Below are 17,756 nucleotides of genomic sequence, written 5' to 3' on the forward strand. Positions count from 1 at the left end.
TGCAGCACGTCCATCGGTTTCGTCAAAAACGAAATCGATGGACTATGAAATGTTCAGAGCCTGCCTCTGCGCAACGCATGGCAAATCATGCGTTGCGCAGAGAAGTGCTTTGCAGCTACTTAGTCAGCCAGCTTGGTATTCCAGAAATACGGCCAAGGCATCGGTGTGTAGCCTTGCAGCTTGGACGACTTCGCGGTCAGGCTGTTGAAGCTGCCCAGACGGATATACGGCACTTCGTCGTACACCACGCTCTGTACCTTGCCCCACAACGCGCCGCGATGTGCCGGATCCATCTCGTGCGAGAACACGGTGACCGATACGTCCTTGCCGGCGCTCTTCCAGCCGCCCGGTGCGCCGTCGCTCAGTTGCGGCGGCGACAGTGTTGGTTCGGGAAGGAAGGCCGAGTGCGTCATGTAGATATCCCACAGCGCCGGATCGTTGCGGCGCTGGATCAGCGTCGCCCAGTCGACCACTTGCATGTCGACCTTGAAGCCGGCCAGCTTCAGCTCTTCGCCCATCACCAATGCCATGCGGTAGTGGAATTCATACTGCTTACTGGTCAGGATCTTGACCGGCTCGCCCTTGTAACCAGCCTTGGCGGCAAGATCGCGGGCTTTAGCTGCATTGGCCTGGTTATACGAAGCCGTACCGTCCATGGAGTAGAACGGCGAGCCCTTCGGGAAGTGATTGCCTTCAACGGAGAAGAACTTCGGATCGCCGAAACCGGCGGTCATGATTTCCTTCATGTTCAGCGCCGCCTGAATCGCCTGGCGCACGCCCTGCTTTTGCAGCGGGCCTTGCACCGTGTTCAGCACCACATAGGGAAAGCCGAACGGCGCAGTGATCACCGGCACGACATTCGGTTTGCCTGCCAGACGCGGCGATGCTTCTGCCGGCAGCAGATCGGCGAACTGATACTGACCGGAGAGCGAGCCCTCAACACGGGTATTCGGATTCGGTACAGGGATGAAGCGCAGTTCGGAGAGCAAGGCTTCACGCTTGCCGGCATAACCGCTGGCAGCTTCCTTACGCGCGCTGTAGCCGTCGAAACGGGTTAGCAGCACGTATTGATCAGGCTTGCGCTCCTTGAACTGATAAGGGCCGGTACCGATGAAGTCCTTCAGTGGATTGACCGCAGATTCCTTCGGCATGATCGCAGCAAAACCGGACGGCAGCGCCAGATGCGCCAACAGCGGCGCGTAGGCATTCTGCATGCTCAGCACGACGGTGTAAGGACCTTTGGCGTCGAGGCTCTTGATCTCTTTGGATACCGCTTTGCCGCGTGGCGCGATGTCCATCCAGCGCTTGAGCGAAGCGACGACGTCGTCGGACTTCATCTCTTTGCCGTTGTGGAATTTGACGCCCTTGCGCAGCTCAATGGTGACGGTCTTGCCGTCCGCACTCACCTTCGGCAGGCTCTCAGCCAGCATGGGCTGGATGTTCCACTTGGCGTCAAAGGTATAGAGCGGCTCATAGACGTGTTGCATGATGGTCGCAACCAGATCGGTGGTCGACGCCATCGGATCCAGTGTTTGCGGTTCGGCCACCATCGCCAGATTGGCGACGCCGCCCGCAGCAGCCTGCGCCAGTGGCGCCATACCTAATGTGGCAGCCGACAGCAGCACCGCCGCACTTGCCGCACATTGAAATAGCAGACGCCTGCCCTTGTTGAACGACGGTAAAAAAGATCGCACTGTCATCATCCCTCTCCTACATGCCTGCTGGGTTAAAAATCCTGGCTTTGCAGCGGCGATCGGACGGCTACCGGTTTTCTCAGAACTCCCGGTGAGGCCACATCCGTATTGCGCCGCTTGCTGATGCTTTATTTCTTATTCTTTTGCTGCAACTGCTTGTTCAAATTTTTTGGTAGTTTATATCACGAAGTTTAATGCAGCAATCAGTAAACATCCGAAGAAGGTTGCAAACCCATTACCTATGTAGCATTACAAGAAAAAACGAGCACTGTTATTTAGTAACATAAATGCTGCACCGCCCCAAAAACAGGCGCACGAAGAACCTCAATCACCAAACAAGGGCGTCAGCTGATTAATGCGTCGCGGCGAAAAATTGCAGCAGGAATGCGACCCGGGATGCCGCTGGAGAGCGTGAACGGAGAAAACAAAAATCGTCTCGCGTCACGAGATGGTGCATGGGGTGAAATTGCGCTTTGCAGCAGTCCGGCTCAGCGAACTGACCAAAAACAAGCGGTGGATTTTTTGCAACAGGATCGGATCGTACCGACGGAAGCCGTCGCTACAGAGAAAAAGAAGAGAAAGAAGCCGCGTCATAACAAGAAGAAGTACAGCGAGGCACGAGATGCTGCGCTCCTCAGCACTCAGCATCTTGCCCCGTACAGACGAGAGGCAATTCAGCTTTCCATCGCTATCAGCTTCTTGCGCAACACCGTCAGACCATGCCGCAGCTGCGCGATCTCCTCTTCAGAGTTGTCGCTCATGGCGAGATCGGTGACCTGATCGACGATCACCTTGGCTTGCCAGAACATCTCGCGTCCGCTCTCCGTCATCTGCACGACCACGGATCGCTTATCTTGCGCCGAGGTGCTGCGCGCGATCCATCCCCGCGCTTCCATGGCGTGCAGGATGCGGGTGACGCGGGTACGTTCGTAGGCGGTCCATTGCGCCAGCTCCTGCATCGTCAACGGCCCCTTGCGCAACACCGCGCTCAGGATCCGGTATTCCGTGGGGAGAATTTCCAGCGGCCGCAAGGCGTCCTGCAGCAAGTGATTGCGCCGATACACGACCTGTGTGCACAGGAAGAAAAGATGCGTTTCCAGTTCCGATTGATTTGACTGATCTGACATTTTTTAATAAACAAGAATTGACGATATCTCCGCAGCACCCCGACAAGCCCGCAATTATTCTTCCAGCGGCAAGGCCAGCGTTTCCTTGATCTCTTCCATCACGACATAACTCTTTGACTGCGCCGCGCCCGGCAGTTGCAGCAGGATGTCGCCGAGCAGCTTGCGGTATTCCGCCATGCCGCGGATGCGCGCCTTGATCAGATAGTCGAAGTCGCCCGACACCAGATGGCATTCCTGCACTTCCGGAATACGCAGCACCTCACGGCGAAACTGCTCGAACATATTGCCCGATTTGTGGTTCAGCGTGATCTCGACAAACACCAGCAGGGTCGCCCCCAGCGTCTCCGGATTGATGCGTGCGTAATAGCCGCTGATGACGCCATCGCGCTCCATACGCTTGACGCGCTCAATGCACGGCGTGATCGACAGGCCGACCTGTTCGCCGAGGTCTTTCATCGAGATGCGGCCGTCCTTTTGCAAGACAGTCAGGATCTTGCGGTCCAGCTTATCCAGGGTACGTACTGAAAGCTGCTGCGTTCTCATGATTTATTCTCGTTTTTAGCAATTAATACACAAACAAATTCTACTTAATTCTCAATATCATAGTTTTTAATTCTAATTAAATACAATCTTTTCAGGGATTACATCATGCGTGTCGTTATTCTGGGCAGCGGCGTCATTGGCGTCACCAGCGCTTACTACCTGGCCAAGGCCGGTCATCAGGTCACGGTGCTTGACCGCCAGCCCGGTCCGGCGCTGGAAACCAGCTTCGGCAATGCCGGCCAGATTTCGCCCGGCTACGCTTCGCCATGGGCTGCTCCCGGCATTCCGCTCAAGGCTCTGAAATGGATGTTTGAAGAACATGCACCACTGGCGATCCGCCTGGACGGCACGCTGCAGCAATTACGCTGGATGTGGCAAATGCTGCGCAACTGCAATGCCGGCAGCTACGCCGTCAACAAGGAACGCATGGTGCGCCTGGCTGAATACAGCCGCGACTGCTTCCGCGAACTGCGTGCCGACACCGGCATCGATTACGAAGGCCGCCAGCAAGGCACCCTGCAACTGTTCCGCACGCAGGAACAGTTCGACGGCGCGCAAAAGGATATCGACGTACTGCGCCAGACCGGCGTGCCCTACGAGCTGCTGACCAGCAGTGAGCTCGCCGGCGCAGAACCGGCGCTGGCCAAAGTCAGCCACAAATTGACCGGCGGCCTGCGCCTGCCGAACGATGAAACCGGCGACTGCCAGTTGTTCACCACCAAACTGGCGAAAATGGCCGAGGAACTCGGCGTGCACTTCCGCTACGGCGTCGATATCGATGCGCTGGCGGTGGCCGGCGGCGAGATCGACGGCGTAGTGTGCGGCAAGGAACTGGTCAAGGCCGACAGTTACGTCGTTGCACTGGGCTCGTACTCCACCAACTTTCTGCGCAACATCGTCGACATTCCGGTCTACCCGCTCAAGGGCTACTCGATCACCGTGCCGGTAGTCAACGCCGACGCGGCACCGGTGTCGACCATTCTCGACGAAACCTACAAGATTGCCGTCACGCGTTTTGACAACCGCATCCGCGTGGGAGGTATGGCGGAAGTGGTCGGCTTCAACAAGGAGCTCAATCCGAAGCGCCGTGCTACGCTGGAGATGGTGGTCAACGATTTGTTCCCGGGCGCCGGCAATACGGCACAAGCCAGCTTCTGGACCGGTCTGCGCCCGATGACGCCGGACGGTACGCCGGTGGTCGGCGCCACACCGATCAGCAACCTCTTCATCAACAGCGGCCATGGCACGCTGGGCTGGACGATGTCGTGCGGATCCGGCCAATTGCTGTCGGATCTGATTTCGGGTAGACGCCCTGCTATTGCATCGGACGATTTGTCGGTGGCGCGCTATATGGGTCAGCAGCAATTCCACACCACAGCGACTGCCTGACAGACCGCACGCTGCTAAAGTTCGCTATCTCTGGCAGCAACCTACCAAGCCGAAGCATTGCGCTTCGGCTTTTTTATTTTCAAGCGCTACCAGTGCCTGATCAAACGCGAATCACGCATGGGATCGCTCATTGCGCGTGAAATAACGCCGCACGAATTGCTCTCGACCCACGCACGTAGGAAACGTCCCACACGCGCTGTCTGGTTACGCCGACATTCCTGTCGAAACAATGCGCCGATAATCCATCCATCGACGGGCGTATCTCACAATTCCCTCCGCCGTTTACGACGAAGACAATATGCCGGAGACTGCAATTCAAAGTCCTTATCATGCAGCAAGGCCGCACGTAAAGCTTGCTGTCGCCAGATCGCCTCATCAATGTCGTTGAACGCGATGGATTACACGGCACCTCCAGCATTTGCTACGTCATCCGCAAACGCAAGTTGTCTTGAGGAAAGATCTTCGTATGCATACACAAGTCCATCGCGACGTGGCCTGCTCACCAAACTCAGGCTCAACTCCGGCTGTGCCAAACGCAAAGAAAATTGCCCGGGAAAGTGGTCTGCGTTACGTCAACGACGACACGCCCGGCATCAGCCGCAGACGAGATCATGGCGATTTCATTTATATCGATAGCGACGGCGAGACCATCCATGACAGCCCTCTTCTCGCCCGCATCAAGGCGCTTGCAGTGCCGCCCGCCTGGGAAGATGTGTGGATATGCCCGTGGGAGAACGGCCATATCCAGGCCACCGGACGCGATGCGCGTCAACGCAAACAATACCGCTATCACGCGCGCTGGCGCATCGTGCGCGATGAAGTCAAATATCAACGTATGGTCAGCTTTGCGCAGGTGTTGCCGCAGATACGTAAATGCCTTGAGCACGATCTCAAGAAACCCGGCCTGAGCAAACAAAAAGTACTCGCGACAGTCATCTATCTGTTGCAAGCCACACTCATGCGTGTGGGCAACGACGAGTACGCGCGCAGCAATCAGTCATTCGGCATGACCACGCTGCGCAATCGCCACGTCAAGGTCGATGGCGCCGACATCAAGTTCCATTTTCGCGGCAAGAGCGGCGTGCAGCACACGATCAAGCTGCATGATCCCTACATGGTGCGCATCGTGCGCAAGTTGCTCGATTTGCCGGGACAGGATTTGTTTCAGTATGTTGATGAAGCCGGCGACACACACTCCATCGGCTCCAGCGACGTCAACGACTATCTGCACGAAATCACCGGCGAGGACTACACCGCCAAAGATTTCCGCACCTGGGCCGGGACCGTGCTGGCAGCACTGGCGCTCAACGAGTTTCAGCAGTTCGACTCACAGGCGCAGGCGAAGAAGAACATTGTGCAGGCCATTGAGCACGTGGCCATGAAGCTGGGTAATACGCCGACCATCTGCCGCAAATGTTACGTGCACCCCGACGTGATTTCATCTTATCTGGACGGCGTCACGGCGGGCACGCTCAAGCAGCAGGTACGCGACAATCTGGTCCACGACTTGCATGCCTTGAGCCCGGAAGAAGCTGCCGTGCTGGCGCTGCTTCAGCAACGCTTGCAGGAAGAACCCAAGCAAGGGAAATCTCACAAAAGACAGAGAAGCTAATCATCAGAACATAAAAAAAACGGCTTTCCATTTGCGTGGAAAGCCGGTTTTCATGTGCGAAAGCAAATAGCGCTAAGCCGCCGCAGGCGCCTTCTCCAGCTTCGGCAGGAAAGCCGCCAGCAAGCCGATCAGCGGCAGGAAAGCGCAGACCTGATACACAAAGAAAATATCGGTCATGTCAGCCAGCTTGCCCAGCAATGCCGCGCCAATACCACCCATGCCGAACGCGAAACCGAAGAACAGACCCGACACGGTGCCGACCTTGCCCGGCATCAGCTCTTGCGCGAACACCAGAATTGCCGAGAAGGCCGATGCGAGGATCATGCCGATGATGACGGTCAACACGCCAGTCCAGAACAGGTTGGCATGCGGCAGCATCAGCGTGAACGGCGCCACACCCAGGATCGATACCCAGATCACCAGCTTGCGGCCGACGCGGTCACCGATCGGGCCGCCGACCACGGTGCCGATGGCGACCGCAAACAGGAACACGAACAGATGAATCTGCGCATCCTGCACCGACAATTGGAATTTGCTGATCAGATAAAACGTGAAGTAACTCGACAGGCTGGCCATGTAGAAGTACTTGGAAAAAATCAACAGCAACAAAATACTGACCGCCATGATGACCTTATTGCGCGGCAGTTCGACAAAACCGTGCGACTTCTTCTTCGCTTTGGTCTTGCCGGCCAGTTGCTGGCGTTGGTACCAGTGACCAATCTGACGCAGCACAACGATAGCAATCAGCGCCGCAATGGTGAACCACGCGATGCTGCGTTGTCCGCCGGGGATGATGATCCATGCCGCCAGCAAGGGGCCCATCGCGCTACCGGCATTACCGCCTACCTGGAACAGCGATTGCGCAAGACCATGGCGACCGCCTGATGCCATGCGCGCCACGCGCGAGGCTTCAGGATGGAAGACAGAAGAACCGGTGCCGACCAGCGCAGCAGCAACGAGCAGCACACCGAAATTCGGCGCGACCGACAGCAGCAGCAAACCGCACAAGGTGGAACCCATGCCGATGGCCAGCGAATATGGTTTGGGATGCTTATCGGTGTAGAGGCCGACCAGTGGTTGCAACAGCGAAGCAGTCACCTGGAATGTCAGGGTGATCAGACCAATCTGGGCAAAGCTCAGATGGAAATTGCCCTTCAACAGCGGATAAATCGCCAGCAGCAGCGATTGAATCATGTCATTGAGGAAGTGCGAAAAACTGATCGCGCCAAGGACGCGGAAACCGGTTTTTTCTGCTGCCTGTTTCTCGGCTGCCTGAGGCATTTCCGGCGGGTTGAGCGCTGTCTCCATGATGGCCTGTTTTATTTTGGATGAGGAAACCCGAAATTTTAGACCTCTTGGCCCGATTTGTCTTTTGGCGCCCTATTTTGGATCACTGCACTAAGACGTGCCTTAACCCGCCTTGCGAAAAGTCAGGTTGTAGCGACACTTGCCGGTCAGTTCGTGCACGCCCTCCGCCAACGTGTCAACGCCATGGAAACGCAAACGCGCCGGGCCGCCCCACACCACCACGTCGCCACTCTCGAGCCGCATGCGCACCGGCTTGTCAGCGCGCGCGTTGCCGCCGAAGAGGAAGGTCGCCGGCAATCCCAGTGACACCGACACAATCGGCTGCGTCATGTCGCCTTCGTTCTTGTCCTGATGCAGCGACATGCGCGCACCCGGAACATAACGGTTGATCAGGCAGGCGTCCGGCATGAAGTTGGCGAAGCCGGCTGCGGTTGCCGCCTTCACCGCCAAATCGATGAACACATCCGGCATTGGGGGCCATAGCCGTTCCGACAATGGATCGTCACGCTGATAGCGATAGCCGCACCGGTCGGTGACCCAACCGAGTTCGCCGCAGTTGCTCATCGCCACCGACATCGTGTAACCGCCCGGTGTCTGCATCTGCCGGAACGGTGCTTGCGCGGTCACTTGTTCGATGGCCTGCACGAGAGCGGCCGCCTGTTCGTCGGCAAAGGCGCGCAGCCAAATCGCGCCATCGTCGATGCGTTCGACGGACGGCACGCGCAAGGCTGCGAAGAGATCACCGGTCATGACAGACCGTCTCCTTCTTTTTCCAGCAGAGCCTTCTTGCGCTCGACACCCCAGCGGTAACCCGACAGCGAACCATCCATGCGCACCACGCGATGACACGGGATTAGCACGGCAATCGCATTCGACGCGCAGGCGCTGGCGACGGCGCGTACGGCTGATGGTTTGCCGATGCGCTGGGCAATGTCGGAATACGTCACGCGCGCGCCGGCCGGGATCTCCCGCAAGGCTTGCCATACGCGCTGCTGGAAAGCCGTGCCGCGTACATCGAGCGGCAGGTTGAGATCGCCTTGCGGGGACTCGATGAAGCCGATCACTTTGGCGATCAGCTTTTCGAATTCGGCATCGCCGCCGATCAGCTCAGCCTGAGGAAATTGATCCTGCAGATCGCGTACCAATTGATCCGGATCATCCCCCAGCGTAATCGCACAAACGCCCTTGGCCGTGGTCGCCACTAAAATCGCACCCAGCCAGCACTGCGCCACCGCAAAACGAATCTGCGCGCCGCTGCCGCCGCTACGATAGGCGCTCGGCGTCATGCCGAGCCGACCGGTGGATTCTGCATAAAAGCGTCCACTGGAGTTGAAACCGGCGTCATACATGGCATTGGTGACCGTGTCGCTTTGCGCCAAGCCCTGCCGCAAACGCTGCGCCCGGTGCGCTGCTGCGTAAGCCTTGGGCGTGACACCGGTCTTTTCTTTGAAGATGCGATGAAAGTGAAAGCGGCTCATGCCCGCGATCTGTGCCAGATCATCCAGCGAAGGTAACTCCTCCGCTTGCTCGATAGCGCGACAGACTGCGGCGATGGCCTGCGCCTGACGCTCAGCCAGTGCGGCTTCGTTCGGCTTGCAACGTTTACAGGCGCGAAAGCCGGCTTGTTCTGCCTGTGCGCCGGTATCGTAGAAGGCAACGTTTTCGCGGCGCGCCTGGCGCGAAGGACACGACGGCCGGCAATACACGCCGGTGGTGCGCACGGCATAGTAAAAACTGCCGTCGGCGGCTTTGTCGCGTTGCGTAACGGCCTGCCAGCGCTGATCGTCAAGGCTGCCGGCGAGCTTAGAAACAGGAACAGGAGCAGGAGAAGTGGACTTGCGGGTATTCATACCAAGCATGATGACACCTTTTGGTTACACGGTCATCGCAGTATAGGTATCGTGCTTCCTGCTCACACTCCGGGACTTGCTTTTAAATCCAGTATTGTTTTCTTAAGTAAAAATCAGGACGAAAACTTGATGCGCTGACGGCTTTGCGCCGGTTGCGTGACGTGATCCAGGGGCAGCACATGCGAGTGCTTGATCTGTTTCATGGTGATGTTGGACTTGACATTGGTGACGCCGGGCAGACGCAGCAGACGCGTCATCATGAACTCGGAAAACGCCGCCAGGTCGGGCGCGACGATGCGCAGGATATAATCCGCTTCACCGGTGATGGAAAAGCACTCCATGATTTCCGGCATGCTCTGCACTGCTTTTTCGAACTGGTCACCGCGTGTCTCACCCTGGCGATCGAGCGTAACGTTGGTGAATGCCGTAACGCCGAGGCCGACGACAGCGGGATCCAGCACCGCAGTATAGCGTTCGATGACATGCGCTTCTTCCAGGCGCTGCACGCGCCGACTGATCTGTGAAGTCGACAGGTGCACTTTCTGGCCGAGGGCGCTGTTGGTGATATGACCGTCGCGCTGCAACTCAGCCAGCAAGGCCAGATCAAACCGATCTACGGTGATAGTGCTCATATCGCCCTCTTTTTCCAATAATATTGAACAATTTGTGCATCATACCGCGACAAATGTGGAAATAACAATCACATTTTGCGCAACTCCTGCAATAAACTGGATTCATACATTACCCCTACGGAGCTGGTGCAAGGCGTCCACAAGGCGCCTGTCCCGCCCCACATTTCAGGAGACCATGATGGGCCACGCCACGCAGATTACTTCCACCCGCAGCAGCACCGACCTGTTCGACAACCCCATGGGCACCGACGGCTTTGAGTTCGTCGAATACGCCGCACTGGACCCCATGCCGATCGCCGCCGTGCTGGAATCGATGGGATTCTCCGCCGTGGCGCGTCACCGTTCCAAGAACGTCACGCTGTACCGCCAAGGCCAGATCAACTTCATCCTGAATGCAGAGCCGGACAGCAACGCTACTGAATTCGCCAAGGTGCACGGTCTCTCGGTCAATGCCATGGCCTTTCGCGTCAAGGATGCGGCTGCGGTCTACAAGCGCGCGCTGGAAATGGGCGCCGAAGGCGTACCGGCCAAGCTCGGCCCGATGGAACTGAACATCCCTGCCATCAAGGGCATCGGTGGATCGCTGCTGTATCTGGTGGATCGCTATGGCGACCGCGGTTCGATCTACGATATCGATTTTGAGTTCTTCCCCAACGTCGAACGCCATCCGGTTGGCGTCGGCCTGACCTACATCGATCATTTGACGCACAACGTGGTGCGCGGCGCGATGGATAAATGGTCATCCTTTTACGAGCGCCTGTTCAACTTCCGTGAGATCAAGTATTTCGATATCGAAGGCAAGATGACCGGCCTGAAATCGCGCGCCATGACCAGCCCTTGCGGCAAGATCCGTATCCCGATCAACGAGAGCGCCGACGACAAGTCGCAGATCGAAGAATTCATCAAGCAGTACAACGGTGAAGGCATCCAGCACATCGCGCTGGGCACAGACGATATCTATCAGACCGTACGCACGCTGTATCAGCGCAAGGTACCGCTGCAAGACACCATCAACACCTACTACGATCTGGTGGAACGCCGCATCCCCGGCCACAAGGAAGACCTGGCGGCGCTGCGCGAGCTGAAGATACTGATCGATGGCGCACCGACCGAAGGCCAGGGTCTGTTGCTGCAGATCTTTACGCAGACACTGATCGGGCCGATCTTCTTTGAAATCATTCAACGCAAAGGCAATGATGGTTTTGGTGAAGGCAATTTCAAGGCATTGTTCGAATCGATTGAGCTGGATCAGATCCGCCGCGGAGTCATCTAAACCTCGTTGACTTGACCGCTTAAATTATCAAAAAAGCAATACCAGAGCGACGTTCCGGGCGATCCGGAACGTCTCTTTATTTTTACCTGGCCCTTAAGAAATCGCAGATAAGGTCGTAAAAGGAGTACTACATCTGCAAGGGAACACCATGCCTGCCAGCGCTCAATTTGGAAAATACGCCGCCAACGCCGCTTCTGCCGTCGTCGAGGATATTTCCGAGCGTATCCAGCAGCTGACCCGCCAGATTCGCGAGCTGCAACAGCAATTACAGCAAATGCTGTCGTCCGTCTCCGAACAAGATCTGAACCAGCTGCGCCAACGTATCCAGGCGCACTATCAGGAAATCTTCCGCCTGGAAAAAGAGAAGGCCCGCAGCCGCAATCGCAGCAGCAGTTATCTCAGCGTCGTGCTGTCGGTCGCCACCAGCAACGCCTGAAGAAACTGCGCTTTTTCGGCGCGGCTTCAACGTCGACTCACCTATTCCGCTTCACTCTTTCTTGCTCGCCACCAGCGCCGCCATTGCGGCGCCATTCGGCTGTGCGCCGCTGAGCAAACCGTCAACGACACCGGCCCGATTTTGCATCGGCTGATTCTGGCTGACCTTCCATTTTCCGACCAGTTTCGTGATCGGAATTTCAATGCCGACGATGGCGCTGATCATCTTCTCGATATAGTCCGGCGGCGCATCGCCGACTGACCATGGCTGCGCCATTGCAGCTTCATGATGCGTCGTCAGTCTGGTCACCAGCGCGCGCAGCCATTCGGCGTCATCGATGACGCGCAAGGGGCCGCTGGCATGCACTACAGCGTAGTTCCAGGTCGGCACGGCTTTGCCGTTTTCTTGTTTTGTGGGGTACCAGGATGGCGAGATATAGGCATCTGCCCCCTGGAAAACGGCCAGTACTTCGGTCGTCGCCACATAGTCTTTCCAGACCGGATTGGCGCGCGCAACGTGTCCGCGCAAAATGCCATGCTCGCCCTCTTCGGCGCTCAGGATCAGCGGAATATGATTGGCGTCCAGACCGGACGACGATTGCGTAATCAGTGTCGACAAAGGATAGTCTTGCATCAGGCGATGCAAGACTTGGCGGTCGGATTCGGCGAAATGGCTGGGTAGGTACACGTGTATTCCCTTGCGATGATCAGTGCGACAGAGACAAAATGCGTGAAGAAATACACACATCGGAGCTGCTTACTGTAACCGACTTGGGAGGGTTTTTATAGCGGGCAAAATAGTCGACAATGCGGGCAGCGCGTGCAGCAAACTCGACAAACCGCAATACAAGCGGAGCAAGAAAGTACCGTAGAAAAAAATTGCGGGCCCGGACCTGTGTGAGGTGCGGACCCGCAATCGTTGCACGACTGCATCAAGGTATTACGTCACCACATTACGCATGGCCCAGATACGCCTTGCGGACGGCATCATTGGCAAGCAGGTTGGCGCCGGTGTCGGCCAGTACCACATGCCCGTTTTCCAGCACGTAGCCGCGGTCGGCCACACCGAGCGCCTTATTGGCGTTTTGCTCGACGAGGAACACCGTTACACCGTTATCGCGGATGGTGCGGATGATGTCGAAAATCTGCGCAATCACCAGCGGCGCCAGACCCAGCGTCGGCTCATCCAGCAACAGCAAACGCGGCTTGCTCATCAGCGCACGGCCAATCGCCAGCATCTGCTGCTCGCCGCCGGACATGGTGCCGGCGCGCTGGTTGGTGCGCTCCTTCAGACGAGGGAACAAACCGAAGACGTATTGCACACCCTCTTCGATTTGCTCATTCGTGGCAAAGAACGCGCCCATCTTGAGATTTTCCAGCACGGTCAGGCTTGGGAAAACGCGCCGGCCTTCCGGCGAAATCGCCATGCCCATGCGCATGATTTCATGCGTCGCACGCTGGGTGATGTCCTGGCCTTCAAAGACGATCTTGCCGCTCGATGCACGCGGCTTGCCGCACAAAGTCATCAGCAAGGTGGTCTTGCCTGCGCCGTTGGCGCCGATCAGCGTGACGATCTCGCCCTGCTGCACATTCAGCGATACGCCATGCAGCGCTTCGATGGCGCCGTAATGGGTATGTACCTGTTCAAACTGCAACATCATTCTTCTCCCAGGTAAGCTTTGATCACACGCTCGTCGTTGCGCACCTGGTCCGGTGTGCCGATGACGATCGGCTTGCCGTGTTCCATCACCAGAATGCGATCGGAGATGCCCATGATCAGGCTCATGTCATGTTCGATCAGCAAGACGGCGACGCCGTGTTCGCGGCGCAGCTTGTCGATGAGCTGTTGCAGCTCTTGCTTCTCTTGCGGATTGAGGCCGGCGGCGGGCTCGTCCAGCAACAGCAGACGCGGCTTGGTGATCATGCAGCGTGCGATTTCAACGCGACGCTGCAGGCCGTAGGACAAGGTGCCGGCCTCACGATTGGCCAGCGCAGTCAGGCCCAACTGGTCCAGCCAGTAGGCGGCGCGATCCAGCGCTTCCTTCTCGGCGCGACGATAGCCGGGCAACTTGAGCAATCCCGACACCAGATTGTTATTGAGCTGATTGTGTTGGGCCACCAGCAGGTTTTCCACCACGGTCAGGGTCTTGAACAAACGGATGTTCTGGAAAGTGCGTACCAGACCTTGTTGGGCCACGACGTGGCTTGGTTTGCGCGCAATCGACGCACCGCCCAGGCTGATGTCTCCGGTGGTCGGCTGGTAAAAGCCGCTGATACAGTTGAAGACGGTGGTCTTGCCGGCGCCGTTGGGGCCGATGATGGCAAAGACTTCCTTGTCCATCACCGACAGCGACACGCCGTCGACCGCCAGCAAACCGCCGAAGCGCATCGACAGATCCGAGACCTGCAGCAAAGTAGAGTTAGTGGTCATCACGGGTTTCATTTTGGCAGCTCCACGTGAGGACGCGTTGCCGGCAACAAGCCCTGCGGACGCCACATCATCATCAACACCATCACCAGACCAAAAATCAACATGCGATATTCCGCAAAGCTACGTGCCACTTCCGGGAGAATCGTCAGCAGGATCGCCGCCAGAATCACACCCAGTTGCGAGCCCATGCCGCCCAGCACGACGATCGCCAGGATCAATGCCGATTCAATGAAGGTAAAGGATTCCGGATTTACCAGCCCCTGGCGCGCCGCGAAGAAGCTGCCTGCCAGACCGGCGAATGCAGCACCCAGCGTGAACGCCGACAGCTTGATCTTGGTCGGATTGATACCCAGCGAACGGCAGGCGATTTCATCATCGCGCAACGCTTCCCAGGCGCGTCCCATCGGCATGCGGATCAGGCGGCTGGTCACGAAGTACGTGAACAGCACCAGCAGCAAGGCGACGAAATACAGGTAGATCACCATGTGACCGCCCTGATACGTCAGGCCGAGCATTTCATGGAAAGTCGTGCCGCCTTCGACGCTGGCGCTACGCGCCATTTCGATGCCGAACACGCTTGGTTTTGGAATACCCGATACGCCATCCGGACCGCCGGTCAACGAGGTCAGATTGTTGAGCAGCAAGCGAATGATTTCACCAAAGCCCAGAGTCACGATCGCCAGATAATCGCCACGCAACCGCAGCACGGGGAAACCGAGGATGAAGCCGAACAAGGCCGACATACCGGCGGCAATCGGCAGGCACTCCCAGAAGGTGAAACCGAAGTACTGGTTCAGCAAGGCATAGGTGTAACCACCGACCGCATAGAAACCGACATAGCCCAGATCCAGCAGACCGGCGAAGCCGACCACGATGTTCAGGCCGAGGCCGAGGATCACGTAAATCAGGGCCAGCGTCACCACGTCAACGTTGCCGCGTGAACCGAAGAACGGCCACACCACGGCAATCGCAAACAGGATCAGCAAGGCGTACTTCTGTTGACGCGGCTGCAGCTTCGGCAACGCAGGCAGACGTACGCCCTTGGTGCTGCGCGTCAGTGCCGGCTTGATCAGCTGGAACACGAACACCGCCAGCACCGCGATCAATACCGGCGTCCAATGCGCCTGCAAGACCACACGATAGCCTTCGAGCTGCAATTGCAGACCGAGCAGCGGCGTCGTCAGAATGGCGGTCAGGATTGCCGCCGCCACGGCGTTTTTAAATGGGATAGGCATCAGACTTTCTCCACGTCCGGCTTGCCCAGCAAACCAGTGGGACGGAACAATAGGATCAAGACCAGCAAGGCGAAGGACACCACATCCTTGTATTCCGCCGGCAGATAACCCGCAGCGAATGTCTCGGCCAGACCCAGCAGCACACCGCCCAGCATCGCGCCGGGAATACTGCCGATACCACCCAGCACAGCGGCGGTGAACGCTTTGATGCCGGCGATGAAACCGATGTAAGGATTGAGCTTGCCGATGGTCAGTGCGATCAACACGCCACCGACTGCCGCCAGCATCGCGCCCAGCACGAAGGTGAAGGAAATCACGCGGTTGGTGTCAATGCCGAGCAGATTGGCCATGCCCATGTCTTCCGCACATGCGCGGCAGGCGCGGCCCATGCGCGAGCGCGCAATGAACAGCGTCAGACCGACCATCAACAGCAACGTCACGCCGACGATGATCATGCGCGAATAAGGAATGGTGACGGTAAAGTCGCTGCCCATCTGGAATTCCAGCGCGCCGGAAATCAGGACAGGAACCGACATGTCGCGCGAGCCCTGGCCGATCTGTACATAGTTCTGCAGGAAGATCGACATGCCGATGGCCGAGATCAGCGGCACCAGGCGCGGCCCACCGCGCAGCGGACGATAAGCGACACGTTCAACGGTCCAGCCGTACAAGCCGGTGACGACGACGGAGACGATCAAGGCTGCGCCGAGCAGCAAGGGCAACGGGTAACCGGCCTGCACGCCGATGGCGGTAAGCGTCACCAGCCCGACGTAGGAACCGATCATGTAAATTTCGCCATGAGCAAAATTGATCATGCCGATGATCCCGTAGACCATGGTGTAGCCGATGGCGATCAATGCATAGATCGCACCCAGACTCAGCCCGTTGACGAGCTGCTGGGTTAGTTGTGGGAGCAGTTCATTCATAGGAAACTTGGCAAATATAGATGTGCAAATGCCCCATTCTTACCGCAATGGGGCATTTTGCATCGGACGTCAGTATGGACGACTACTGCAAGCCAGAGAAAAAATTACTTGGCTTCAGTCTTCGTTGCGTCTTTGTGCCATGTGAAAACAACAAACTTGAACGACTTCAGATCGCCCTTCTTGTCGTATTCAACAGTGCCGATTGGTGTCTTGAAGGAATTGGCGTGGATGTACGCGGCAACCTTGGTCGGATCAGTCGACTTGGTGGCGGTGATCGCATCGGCAATCACTTTCACACCCGAGTAAGCAGGCATCTGGAACGGGCCGTTAGGATCGCGCTTTTGTGCGGCGAAAGCCTTGACCAGAGCAGCATTGGCAGGATCGGCAGCGAAGTCGGCCGGCAGTGTGACCAGCATGCCTTCGGAAGCAGGACCGGCGATCGCTGTGATGTCCTTGTTGCCGACGCCTTCAGGACCCATGAACACGGCCTTGACGCCTTGCTCACGCGCCTGACGCATGATCAGACCCATTTCAGGGTGATAGCCGCCGAAGTAGACGAAGTCCACGCCTTGCGATTTCAGCTTGGTGATGACCGCGGAGTAGTCGCTGTCGCCGGCGTTCACGCCTTCAAACACGACGACTGGAATCTTTGCAGCTTCCAGACCGGCCTTGACCGAAGTCGCCACGCCTTGACCATACGATTGCTTGTCGTGCAGAACGGCAGCTTTCTTTGGCTTCAGCTTTTCAACAACGTACTTGGCGGCGGCAGGACCTTGCTGGTCATCGCGACCGATGGTGCGGAAAATATACTTGTGCGGCTTGGCTTCTGTCAGCTGAGGCGCAGTCGCCGACGGCGTGATCATCACGACGCCTTCGTTTTCATAGATATCGGAAGCTGGGATGGTCGAACCCGAGCAAACGTGACCGATCACGAATTTGATGCCTTGGCTGACGATCTTGTTGGCCACGGCCACGGCTTGCTTCGGCTCACAGGCGTCATCCATCAGGACGGCTTCAAACTTGTTGCCGCCAGCACCGCCGGCTGCATTGATTTGTTCGATTGCAGTCAGCGCACCGGCTTTGACCATGTCACCGTATTGGGCCACGGCGCCAGTCATCGGGCCGGCGATCGCGATCTTCACTGTTTCAGCCTGGGCTGTGCCGGCAAAGGAAACTGCGGATGCGACGACACCAACGGCCATGGCGATTTTTGTCAGGCGACGGTTCAAAGGGAATACGGATTTCATTGAATTTCCTCCAATATATTTATTCGTTGCGGGCCGTAGCCGACAACAACATTG

The 17,756-nt window shown here is 57.4% G+C and carries 17 protein-coding genes; 4 read left to right on the forward strand and 13 right to left on the reverse strand.

Translation table 11 applies throughout. The features are described from left to right. Nucleotides 1-119: 119 nt before the first annotated feature. The 3 genes from hmeg3_RS14185 to hmeg3_RS14195 form a co-directional block, all read right to left on the reverse strand. Nucleotides 120-1,700: an ABC transporter substrate-binding protein gene (locus tag hmeg3_RS14185; RefSeq protein ID WP_094566353.1), complete on the reverse strand. Its 1,581-nt coding sequence runs from the start codon at nt 1,698-1,700 to the stop codon at nt 120-122. Nucleotides 1,701-2,368: 668 nt separating this feature from the next. After that, nucleotides 2,369-2,821: a MarR family winged helix-turn-helix transcriptional regulator gene (locus hmeg3_RS14190; RefSeq protein WP_094564296.1), complete on the reverse strand. Its 453-nt coding sequence runs from the start codon at nt 2,819-2,821 to the stop codon at nt 2,369-2,371. Between the two features lie 54 nt (nt 2,822-2,875). Further along, nucleotides 2,876-3,364 carry an Lrp/AsnC ligand binding domain-containing protein gene (locus hmeg3_RS14195; protein ID WP_094564297.1) on the reverse strand — a complete coding sequence of 163 codons (489 nt, stop codon included), beginning with the start codon at nt 3,362-3,364 and terminating at the stop codon, nt 2,876-2,878. Between the two features lie 105 nt (nt 3,365-3,469). Here hmeg3_RS14195 and hmeg3_RS14200 point away from each other — a divergent pair, with 105 nt between their 5' ends. Both hmeg3_RS14200 and hmeg3_RS14205 read left to right on the forward strand, forming a co-directional pair. Next, on the forward strand, nt 3,470-4,753 hold the full coding sequence (locus hmeg3_RS14200; protein ID WP_094564298.1) for a D-amino acid dehydrogenase: 1,284 nt from the start codon (nt 3,470-3,472) through the stop codon (nt 4,751-4,753). 466 nt (nt 4,754-5,219) lie between these two features. Beyond that, nucleotides 5,220-6,365: a DNA topoisomerase IB gene (locus hmeg3_RS14205; protein WP_094564299.1), complete on the forward strand. Its 1,146-nt coding sequence runs from the start codon at nt 5,220-5,222 to the stop codon at nt 6,363-6,365. Between the two features lie 72 nt (nt 6,366-6,437). Here the strand turns inward: hmeg3_RS14205 and hmeg3_RS14210 are convergent, their stop codons facing one another. From hmeg3_RS14210 to hmeg3_RS14225, 4 genes are all read right to left on the reverse strand, one after another. After that, on the reverse strand, nt 6,438-7,673 hold the full coding sequence (locus tag hmeg3_RS14210; protein WP_094564300.1) for an MFS transporter: 1,236 nt from the start codon (nt 7,671-7,673) through the stop codon (nt 6,438-6,440). A gap of 102 nt (nt 7,674-7,775) precedes the next feature. Next, nucleotides 7,776-8,423, reverse strand: a complete 648-nt coding sequence (alkB, locus tag hmeg3_RS14215; RefSeq protein ID WP_094564301.1) for a DNA oxidative demethylase AlkB — start codon at nt 8,421-8,423, stop codon at nt 7,776-7,778. Then, nucleotides 8,420-9,532: a bifunctional DNA-binding transcriptional regulator/O6-methylguanine-DNA methyltransferase Ada gene (ada, locus tag hmeg3_RS14220; protein ID WP_094564302.1), complete on the reverse strand. Its 1,113-nt coding sequence runs from the start codon at nt 9,530-9,532 to the stop codon at nt 8,420-8,422. The genes alkB and ada overlap by 4 nt, the downstream gene beginning before the upstream one ends. A 104-nt stretch (nt 9,533-9,636) precedes the next feature. Continuing rightward, nucleotides 9,637-10,155: an Lrp/AsnC family transcriptional regulator gene (locus hmeg3_RS14225; protein ID WP_007882311.1), complete on the reverse strand. Its 519-nt coding sequence runs from the start codon at nt 10,153-10,155 to the stop codon at nt 9,637-9,639. Between the two features lie 178 nt (nt 10,156-10,333). Here hmeg3_RS14225 and hppD point away from each other — a divergent pair, with 178 nt between their 5' ends. Further along, nucleotides 10,334-11,428: a 4-hydroxyphenylpyruvate dioxygenase gene (hppD, locus tag hmeg3_RS14230; RefSeq protein WP_094564303.1), complete on the forward strand. Its 1,095-nt coding sequence runs from the start codon at nt 10,334-10,336 to the stop codon at nt 11,426-11,428. 148 nt (nt 11,429-11,576) lie between these two features. Further along, nucleotides 11,577-11,864, forward strand: coding sequence for a hypothetical protein (locus tag hmeg3_RS14235; RefSeq protein ID WP_094564304.1), 288 nt, complete (start codon nt 11,577-11,579; stop codon nt 11,862-11,864). Between the two features lie 51 nt (nt 11,865-11,915). Here the strand turns inward: hmeg3_RS14235 and hmeg3_RS14240 are convergent, their stop codons facing one another. The 6 genes from hmeg3_RS14240 to hmeg3_RS14265 form a co-directional block, all read right to left on the reverse strand. Beyond that, nucleotides 11,916-12,551, reverse strand: coding sequence for an FMN-binding negative transcriptional regulator (locus tag hmeg3_RS14240; protein WP_094564305.1), 636 nt, complete (start codon nt 12,549-12,551; stop codon nt 11,916-11,918). 265 nt (nt 12,552-12,816) lie between these two features. After that, complete coding sequence (locus tag hmeg3_RS14245) at nt 12,817-13,521, reverse strand: ABC transporter ATP-binding protein (protein ID WP_094564306.1); 705 nt, start codon at nt 13,519-13,521, stop codon at nt 12,817-12,819. Continuing rightward, nucleotides 13,521-14,306, reverse strand: a complete 786-nt coding sequence (gene livG / locus hmeg3_RS14250) for a high-affinity branched-chain amino acid ABC transporter ATP-binding protein LivG (RefSeq protein ID WP_094564307.1) — start codon at nt 14,304-14,306, stop codon at nt 13,521-13,523. Before livG ends, hmeg3_RS14245 begins: the two co-directional genes overlap by 1 nt. Continuing rightward, complete coding sequence (locus hmeg3_RS14255) at nt 14,303-15,529, reverse strand: high-affinity branched-chain amino acid ABC transporter permease LivM (protein ID WP_094564308.1); 1,227 nt, start codon at nt 15,527-15,529, stop codon at nt 14,303-14,305. Before hmeg3_RS14255 ends, livG begins: the two co-directional genes overlap by 4 nt. Continuing rightward, complete coding sequence (livH, locus tag hmeg3_RS14260) at nt 15,529-16,455, reverse strand: high-affinity branched-chain amino acid ABC transporter permease LivH (protein WP_094564309.1); 927 nt, start codon at nt 16,453-16,455, stop codon at nt 15,529-15,531. The genes hmeg3_RS14255 and livH overlap by 1 nt, the downstream gene beginning before the upstream one ends. A 104-nt stretch (nt 16,456-16,559) precedes the next feature. After that, nucleotides 16,560-17,657 carry a branched-chain amino acid ABC transporter substrate-binding protein gene (locus hmeg3_RS14265; protein ID WP_198361882.1) on the reverse strand — a complete coding sequence of 366 codons (1,098 nt, stop codon included), beginning with the start codon at nt 17,655-17,657 and terminating at the stop codon, nt 16,560-16,562. Between the last annotated feature and the right edge of the window lie 99 nt (nt 17,658-17,756).

Origin of the sequence: Herbaspirillum sp. meg3 (assembly GCF_002257565.1) — a bacterium.
GTDB lineage: Bacteria > Pseudomonadota > Gammaproteobacteria > Burkholderiales > Burkholderiaceae_D > Herbaspirillum.

Excerpts from the sequence above, each read along its gene's own strand:
- hmeg3_RS14185 (WP_094566353.1), bottom strand. The coding sequence starts at position 1,700 with ATGACAGTGCGATCTTTTTTACCGTCGTTCAACAAGGGCAGGCGTCTG.
- hmeg3_RS14190 (WP_094564296.1), bottom strand. The coding sequence starts at position 2,821 with ATGTCAGATCAGTCAAATCAATCGGAACTGGAAACGCATCTTTTCTTC.
- hmeg3_RS14195 (WP_094564297.1), bottom strand. The coding sequence starts at position 3,364 with ATGAGAACGCAGCAGCTTTCAGTACGTACCCTGGATAAGCTGGACCGC.
- hmeg3_RS14200 (WP_094564298.1), top strand. The coding sequence starts at position 3,470 with ATGCGTGTCGTTATTCTGGGCAGCGGCGTCATTGGCGTCACCAGCGCT.
- hmeg3_RS14205 (WP_094564299.1), top strand. The coding sequence starts at position 5,220 with ATGCATACACAAGTCCATCGCGACGTGGCCTGCTCACCAAACTCAGGC.
- hmeg3_RS14210 (WP_094564300.1), bottom strand. The coding sequence starts at position 7,673 with ATGGAGACAGCGCTCAACCCGCCGGAAATGCCTCAGGCAGCCGAGAAA.
- alkB (WP_094564301.1), bottom strand. The coding sequence starts at position 8,423 with ATGACCGGTGATCTCTTCGCAGCCTTGCGCGTGCCGTCCGTCGAACGC.
- ada (WP_094564302.1), bottom strand. The coding sequence starts at position 9,532 with ATGCTTGGTATGAATACCCGCAAGTCCACTTCTCCTGCTCCTGTTCCT.
- hmeg3_RS14225 (WP_007882311.1), bottom strand. The coding sequence starts at position 10,155 with ATGAGCACTATCACCGTAGATCGGTTTGATCTGGCCTTGCTGGCTGAG.
- hppD (WP_094564303.1), top strand. The coding sequence starts at position 10,334 with ATGGGCCACGCCACGCAGATTACTTCCACCCGCAGCAGCACCGACCTG.
- hmeg3_RS14235 (WP_094564304.1), top strand. The coding sequence starts at position 11,577 with ATGCCTGCCAGCGCTCAATTTGGAAAATACGCCGCCAACGCCGCTTCT.
- hmeg3_RS14245 (WP_094564306.1), bottom strand. The coding sequence starts at position 13,521 with ATGTTGCAGTTTGAACAGGTACATACCCATTACGGCGCCATCGAAGCG.
- livG (WP_094564307.1), bottom strand. The coding sequence starts at position 14,306 with ATGAAACCCGTGATGACCACTAACTCTACTTTGCTGCAGGTCTCGGAT.
- hmeg3_RS14255 (WP_094564308.1), bottom strand. The coding sequence starts at position 15,529 with ATGCCTATCCCATTTAAAAACGCCGTGGCGGCGGCAATCCTGACCGCC.
- livH (WP_094564309.1), bottom strand. The coding sequence starts at position 16,455 with ATGAATGAACTGCTCCCACAACTAACCCAGCAGCTCGTCAACGGGCTG.
- hmeg3_RS14265 (WP_198361882.1), bottom strand. The coding sequence starts at position 17,657 with ATGGCCGTTGGTGTCGTCGCATCCGCAGTTTCCTTTGCCGGCACAGCC.